Source organism: Pseudomonas sp. 05T35, from assembly GCF_056396605.1.
Map to the genome: position 1 here is coordinate 1 of NZ_JBFTLU010000494.1, position 4,813 is coordinate 4,813.

A 4,813-nucleotide genomic window follows, 5' to 3' on the forward strand; every position below is an offset into this window, starting at 1 on the left:
GGCTGTTGGCATTCAGGCCATCCTCCGCCAGATGCCCCCAGCGATCGAGCTTTCTGAAGACTGGCCCTCGCGCAATGCCCGCGACGGTAATCCAGTTCACATAAGCCTGGACAGGGCAGAGCTTCTTCAAGGCGGGCGTGCGGAAGGTCGTTCCCAAGTGCTGACGATCGCCTTTGCTGTGCGGCAGATAGAAGGTGATGCCCACACCCGTTTGCGCTTGGGTGTGCTCCACCTGTATTCGCGATAACTCATCGCCGCGAAAGCCGCGCCAGAACCCGATCAGTACCAACGCAATATCCCGCCGACTGCGCAACATCCCCGTCAGGTCGTGCCGCGCGGCGGCCTGTTCCGCCTCTCGTTCCACCCACTGGACAGCGTGTTCCAGGTGCTGCAGGAGCAGGGGAGCCGCCTGCTTTTCCTGGATCGGGTGCAAGGTGCGGATGCCCTTGATCATCTGCCGCACGGCCGGTGTCTTGGTCGGATCGGGAAAGCCCTGGGTGATGTGCCATTGGGCGAGGGCGGCCAGACGCTGCTTGAGCGTGCTGACGGTGTGCTGGTCGGCGTATTCCGCCAGGTAGCGCACGATGCTGTCCCCGGTTGCCGGCAGAAAGCCGCCCCACGTCACTTCGAAGTGCTCCACTGCGGCGCGGTAGCTACGCCGGGTGTTTTCCCGGGTGCCCGCCTGCAGGTAGCGATCAACCTTGCTCATCTTGACCCATCCTCCCGCGAACGTACCTTTTCCGGCCGTGGAAAAGACGATTTTTGCTTATCTGATGCGATAACGCTCAATTATTTTATCAGATGACTGCAGTTTTATAGGCCTTTACTTCACACGAAAATAGAACGTAAATACATGGTATGTAAAACAGTACGAAATCGTAGGAGTACAAAATGGCCCGTGGCGGCGTAAACAAGGCAATCGTGCAGAAAGCACGCGAGGCGCTGCTGGCTCGCGGAGAGAATCCGAGCATTGATGCCGTACGGGTTGAGCTTGGAAATACCGGCTCGAAAACCACAATTCATCGCTATCTGAAGGAGCTCGATGAGGTTGATCAGCGCCGAAAAGCGCCTCAACAGGGGCTGAGCGACGAATTGAACGAGTTGGTGGCGCGGGTGGCGCAACGCCTGGCAGAGGAGGGCGAGGAGCAGATTGAACAGGCACTGGCGGCTTCGCGGGCCGAGAAAAGCGAGTTATTCGAACAGCTTCAGGCCAGTCAGGATGCACTGCGACAGCTCCAGCAACAGTTCGATATCCAGCGCAGCGCCCTGGATACAGAGTCGACCGAACTGCAGACCTGCCGTACGACATTACAGGCCGAACAAACCCGCAATGCCCGGCTGAGTCAGTCCAATCTGGATCTTGAAGCGCGGATGAAGGACAAGGACGAGCAGATTCGTTCGCTGGAGGAAAAACACCTGCACGCACGTGATGCGCTAGAGCACTACCGTGGAGCGATCAAGGAGCAGCGCGAGCAGGAACAACGCCGCCATGAAGGGCAGTTGCAACAGGTCCAGATGGAGCTGCGTCATTTGCAGCAAACGCTGATCATCAAACAGGATGAGCTGACTCAGTTGAATCGGGACAATGAGCGTTTATTAACCGAAGCTCGCCAGCAGCAGAAGGCGTATCTGGATCAGGAATTGATCAAGGAGCGCCAGACGGGTGAAATAAACTCGCTCAAAACCCTGGTCGCGCAATGCGAGGGCGGCAAACAGGTGTTGCTGGATCAGGTCAGCACTTTGCAGCACAACATTAATGAGCTGGCTGATGCTCTGGAGAAGAGATCACTAGAGACGAACGAACTGGCAGAAGAGCTGGATGCTGCTCGAGCAACTATCGCAAAAAATGTCGATGGCTAAGGTGCATCAAGCTTTCGACCGATGCTGGGTAGGTCGCGCGACATTCTGCGAAAGCATAGCCCTCGCAGAATGTATGTGGGGAGCTTATTCGACGGCTTTAACCATGTCTTCGATGACCTTTTTGGCATCGCCGAAGACCATCATGGTCTTGTCCAGGTAGAACAGTTCGTTGTCCAGGCCGGCRTAGCCGCTGGCCATCGAGCGYTTGTTSACGATGATGGTCTTGGCTTTGAACGCTTCGAGAATCGGCATGCCGGCGATTGGCGATTTAGGATCGTTCTTCGCCGCCGGGTTSACCACGTCGTTGGCGCCCAGCACCAGCACCACRTCGGCCTGGCCGAACTCGGAGTTGATGTCTTCCATCTCGAACACCTGGTCGTAAGGCACTTCRGCCTCGGCCAGCAGCACGTTCATGTGGCCRGGCATYCGACCGGCCACCGGGTGGATCGCATACTTCACGGTCACGCCACGGTGGGTCAGTTTCTCGGTCAGCTCTTTAAGCGCGTGCTGCGCCCGTGCGACTGCCAGGCCGTAGCCGGGAACGATGATCACGGTGTCGGCGTTGGTCAGCAGGAAGGTGGCGTCGTCCGCCGAGCCGGATTTCACCGGGCGGGCTTCTTTCGCACCCGCTGGGCCGGCCGCGTCTGCGCTGTTGCCGAARCCRCCGAGCAGGACGTTGAAGAACGAACGGTTCATCGCCTTGCACATGATGTACGAGAGGATCGCACCGGACGAACCCACCAGCGAGCCGGCAATGATCAGCATCGAGTTGTTCAGCGAGAAGCCGATWCCCGCCGCAGCCCAGCCGGAGTAGCTGTTGAGCATCGACACCACSACSGGCATGTCGGCACCGCCGATCGGGATGATGATCARYACGCCGAGCACGAAGGCCAGGGCCAGCATCAGGGCGAAGGCGCCGAGGTTGCCGGTCATCATGAAGGTGATRCCCAGACCCAGTGTTGCCAGGCCCAGCAGCAGGTTGATTTTATGTTGCCCGCCAAACTGTACCGGTGCGCCCTGGAACAGGCGGAACTTGTACTTGCCCGACAGCTTGCCGAACGCGATCACCGAACCGGARAAGGTAATTGCACCGATGGCGGCGCCGAGGAACAACTCCAGACGGTTGCCGGCGGGAATCGAATCGCCCAGTTGTTTGACGATACCCAGCGACTGCGGCTCGACCACGGCGGCGATGGCGATGAACACCGCTGCCATACCGATCATGCTGTGCATGAACGCGACCAGCTCTGGCATCTTGGTCATTTCAACGCGTTTGGCCATGATCGAACCAGCAGTGCCGCCGATCAGCAGGCCGACGATGACGTAGCATTCCGTACACATTGCCGCGCCGCGATGTGGTCGGGTGCGACAGGCCTTTCAGGGCCTGGATGAAGCAGATCGAGGCGAACAAATACAGGGAGGTAACCAGGTTCATGCTCATGCTTTTTGTACCTCGACAGTGCCTGCTGCGGCCTTGGTCGCCGGAGCTTTCACAGGAGCTGCCTTCTTCTTGAACATTTCCAGCATGCGACGGGTCACCAGGAAACCACCGAACACGTTGACCGCCGCCAACGCTACAGCCAGGGTGCCCATGGTTTTGCCCAGCGGTGTCACGGTCAGCGCCGCCGCCAGCATGGCGCCGACGATCACGATCGCCGAAATGGCGTTGGTCACCGCCATCAACGGGGTGTGCAGTGCGGGTGTAACGTTCCAGACCACGTGATAACCGACATAAATCGCCAGCACGAAGATGATCAGGTTGTAGATACCGGGGGAGATAAGCTCTTCCATCGTCTGAATYCCTGCTTAGGCGTTTTTGCGGATGACTTGGCCRTCGCGGCACATCAGGCACGCGGCGACGATGTCGTCTTCGAGGTTYACTTCGAACTGACCTTCCTTGTTGAAGACCAGCTTCAGGAAGTCCAGCAGRTTGCGSGCGTACAGCGCSGAGGCGTCTGCGCCGACCTGGGCGGCCAGGTTGGTCGGGCCGGCAATGGTCACGCCRTKCKCRACSACCACCTGGTCGGCCACGGTCAGCGGGCAGTTGCCGCCTTGCGCAGCGGCCAGGTCGATGACCACCGAACCGGGYTTCATCTGCGCCACGGTTTCAGCGCTCAGCAGCACTGGCGCCTTGCGGCCGGGAATCAGGGCGGTGGTGATGACGATRTCGGCCTGCTTGGCGCGTTCGTGCACGGCCAGGGCCTGACGCTGCATCCAGCTGGCTGGCATGGGGCGTGCGTAACCGCCGACACCAACGGCACATTCGCGCTCTTCATCGGTCTCGTACGGGACGTCGACGAACTTGGCGCCGAGGGATTCGATCTGTTCCTTCACCGCCGGGCGCACGTCGGACGCTTCAATCACCGCGCCCAGACGCTTGGCGGTGGCGATCGCCTGCARRCCYGCCACRCCGGCGCCGAGRATCAGCACGCGAGCGGCCTTCACGGTGCCSGCGGCGGTCATCAACATCGGCATGAAGCGCGGATAGTAATGGGCGGCCAGCAACACAGCTTTATAGCCGGCAATGTTGGCTTGCGAGGACAGCACATCGAGGCTCTGCGCGCGGGAAGTGCGCGGCGCRGCTTCCAGGGAGAACGCRGTAATSCCGCACTCGGCCAGCTTGGCAATGGTTTCATTGCTGAACGGGTTGAGCATGCCCACCAGCACGGTGCCGCGCTTGATSAGGGCCAGTTCGCTGTCGCTGGGTGCGACGACCTTGAGAATCAGCTCTGCGCCAAATGCCTCGTTGGCACTGCCAATCATTGCGCCTGCCGCTTCATAAGCACTGTCGACAACGCTGGCATTAATGCCGGCGCCGCTTTGCACAGTGACCTTATGACCCTGGCCGATCAGCTTCTTGATGGTTTCCGGGGTTGCAGCAACCCGCGTTTCACCGGTCTGGGTTTCGAGAGGAACACCAATGTGCACGTCAAATCTCCTGCTTGATCTTATT

3 protein-coding genes and 2 pseudogenes are annotated in these 4,813 nt (G+C 59.5%); 1 reads left to right on the forward strand and 4 read right to left on the reverse strand.

Going from position 1 to position 4,813, the window contains the following annotated elements:
* Window positions 1-709: pseudogene (locus AC1DH9_RS25900) on the reverse strand (site-specific integrase); the annotation flags it as partial.
* Between the two features lie 182 nt (window positions 710-891).
* Between AC1DH9_RS25900 and AC1DH9_RS25905 the strand changes: the two are divergent.
* Complete coding sequence (locus AC1DH9_RS25905) at window positions 892-1,860, forward strand: DNA-binding protein (RefSeq protein ID WP_442114823.1); 969 nt, start codon at window positions 892-894, stop codon at window positions 1,858-1,860.
* 84 nt (window positions 1,861-1,944) lie between these two features.
* On the opposite strand, the pseudogene AC1DH9_RS25910 reads toward AC1DH9_RS25905, so the two are convergent.
* The 3 genes and pseudogenes from AC1DH9_RS25910 to AC1DH9_RS25920 form a co-directional block, all read right to left on the reverse strand.
* Window positions 1,945-3,301 (reverse strand): annotated as a pseudogene (locus AC1DH9_RS25910) (NAD(P)(+) transhydrogenase (Re/Si-specific) subunit beta).
* A complete protein-coding gene (locus AC1DH9_RS25915; protein ID WP_427547432.1) occupies window positions 3,298-3,651 on the reverse strand; it encodes an NAD(P) transhydrogenase subunit alpha part 2 in 354 nt (117 codons plus the stop codon). The pseudogene AC1DH9_RS25910 and the gene AC1DH9_RS25915 overlap by 4 nt, the downstream one beginning before the upstream one ends.
* A gap of 15 nt (window positions 3,652-3,666) precedes the next feature.
* Window positions 3,667-4,788: a Re/Si-specific NAD(P)(+) transhydrogenase subunit alpha gene (locus tag AC1DH9_RS25920; protein WP_477806180.1), complete on the reverse strand. Its 1,122-nt coding sequence runs from the start codon at window positions 4,786-4,788 to the stop codon at window positions 3,667-3,669.
* Window positions 4,789-4,813: the final 25 nt, after the last annotated feature.

What these genes read in the sequence shown, in the direction of transcription:
- AC1DH9_RS25905 (WP_442114823.1), top strand. Translation starts at nt 892, where the DNA reads ATGGCCCGTGGCGGCGTAAACAAGGCAATCGTGCAGAAAGCACGCGAG.
- AC1DH9_RS25915 (WP_427547432.1), bottom strand. Translation starts at nt 3,651, where the DNA reads ATGGAAGAGCTTATCTCCCCCGGTATCTACAACCTGATCATCTTCGTG.